The sequence below is a fragment of the Pelomonas sp. KK5 genome, assembly GCF_001984095.1.
In the GTDB taxonomy this organism is placed as follows: Bacteria; Pseudomonadota; Gammaproteobacteria; order Burkholderiales; family Burkholderiaceae_C; genus KK5.
Genome location: NZ_LYVQ01000432.1, coordinates 1 through 2211, shown reverse-complemented (window position 1 = coordinate 2211; position 2211 = coordinate 1). Strand labels below are relative to the sequence as shown.

The window sequence follows — 2211 nt, the reverse complement described above, 5'->3', positions numbered from 1 at the left end:
CGCTGGCGGGCCTGCAGCATCGGCACCGCCTCGGCCAGCAGCGCGGCGCTGTCGCGGCGGCCGAACTCGGCCATCGGCAACTGGCCGGCGCGCAGCAGGCGCTCCGCATGAGCCGCCACCTGTTCGGGCAAGACCTGACCCTCGGGCGTGGCCGGCAATGCGCCGGCCAGCAGCTCGCCCAGCAGGCCGTGGTGCTCCAGCCGTCGAGGCCGAAGGGCTCGTCGTCCTCGTCCACCGCATCGTCGTCGCGGAAGGACACGTCCAGGCGCCGGCGGAAGAAAGCCCTGACCGGGTTCTTCAGGAAGGTGGCCAGGTCGGCCAGGCGCAGCGGAACCTCGCCCTCCTCGAAGGGCGGAGGCAGTTCGGCCGCCACCGCTTCGCGTTCCAGGTGGGCGCGGCGCCATTCGGCCGCATGCGTGCCGAGCGGGCTGCCGAGCTCGAAGTAGCGGCGGCTGAAGGGCTGCAGCGGATGGGCCTGCGTGCGCGCGCGCACCGCGTCCTCGCCCCAGCCGGCGGCCAGGTAGTCGCGCAGCTGCGAGACCAGCACCGAGGGCGGCTGCTCGGCGTTGTCGCGCGGGCTGCGGCCGGCCCAGCTGACGTAGAGCAGGCGGCGGGCGGAGAGCAGCGCCTCCAGCATCAGCTGGCGGTCGTCGTCGCGGCGCGAGCGGTCGCCGGGGCGGGCGACGCCGGGCAGCGCCATCAGGTCGAAATCGCTGCGGCTGGCGCGGCGCGGGTAGTCGCCGTCGTTCATGCCCAGCAGGCACACCACCTCGAAGGGCACCGAGCGCATCGGCATCAGCGTGCAGAAGGTGACGCCGCCGGCGCGGAAGCGCTTGGAGAGGCCCGGCTCGTCCACCTGCGACAGCCAGGCCTCGCGGGCCACGGCCAGGTCCACCTCGGCCGCGAAGCCGGCGGTGGCGCTTGCCTGCAGCCAGGCGGCGAGGCCGGCGTCCAGCGCGGCCAGGGTCAGCCGCTCATGTTCGTCCTCGGCCTCGAAGAAGACGGCCAGCATCTCGCGCAGGCGCGCGGCCCAGGCTTCGGGCGTAACGGCGAGATTCAGCGTGCCGCGCCATTCGGTCAGGCGGTCCAGCAGGTCGGCCAGGCTGCCGGCGAGGCCGGCGTCCAGGCCGCCGACCTCGGCATAGGGCTCGATGCCGGCCAGCGCGGCGCCGCCGCCGTTGGCATAGCCCAGCAACATGCGGCGCAGGCCGAAGAGCCAGGAGTTCTGCTCGCCGCAGGCCGCCAGGCCCAGGCTGGCACGGTGCGCCGGGTCCAGGCCCCAGCGGATGCCGGCGCCGGCGATCCAGGCCGACAGGCGAGGCAGCTGGGCGGCATCGAGGCCGAAGCGGCGGGCCAGCGCGGGCACGTCCAGCAGGTCGCGCAGCTCGCTGTAGCTGCAGCGCTGCTGGGGCAGTTGCAGCAGCCACTCGACGGCCACCAGCAGCGGGTTGTTGCCGCGCTCGGTGCGGTCGGCGATGTCGAAGGGAATGTGGCGCGCGTCGCCGGGGCCGTACTGGCCGAAGACGGCGTTGATGGCGGGGGCGAAGGCGTCGACGTCGGGCACCATCACGACCACGTCGCGCGGGTTCAGGCCGTCGCCGGCGGCGAGCAGGTCCAGCAGTTGATCGTGCAGCACCTCCAGCTCGCGCACCGGGCCGTGGGCGATGTGGAAGACGATGGAGCGGTCCGTGTCGGGCAGCGCTGCGTCGCGCGGATGCTCGGCCAGCGGCACCAGGTCGCGGATGCGCTGCTGCACCTGCTGCAGCAGCGTGCCGCCCTCGCCCTCGTCGAACAGGTCCAGCCTGTTCAGCGCGAAACGCTGCTGCGACTGCAGCGCGTCGTCGAAGGCATCGAGCTGGCGCACGAAGTCGCGTCCCTGGCGGCCCCAGGCAGCCAGCAGCGGATGGGCGTGGGCGTGCATGCGGTCCAGGCCCAGGCCGGCCAGGTCCACGCCGCCGCGCAGCGGATGGCGGCGGCGTTCGATGCGCAGCAGCTCGCGGCCCTCGATGATGTCGGCCCAATGGAAACGGCAGGGGTTGGGCACGCAGAGCAAGACCTGGCACCGGCCGGACAGCGCGGCCAGCGCCTCCAGCGTCTGCATCGGCACATGGGTCATGCCGAACAGCACGACGCGGCGCGGCAAGGGCTGGCGCGGCGGGCTGCCCGCGGCCAACGCGGCGAGGAAGCGCTGGTGCAGCTCGGGCCGGCTGC

The 2211-nt window shown here is 73.9% G+C and carries 1 protein-coding gene; it reads right to left on the bottom strand.

The genetic code is table 11. The features are described 5' to 3' along the window. Positions 1–2211, bottom strand: a 2211-nt coding sequence (gene recC, locus B0W88_RS31350) for an exodeoxyribonuclease V subunit gamma (RefSeq protein WP_077038369.1), incomplete at both ends; no start/stop codon positions are given.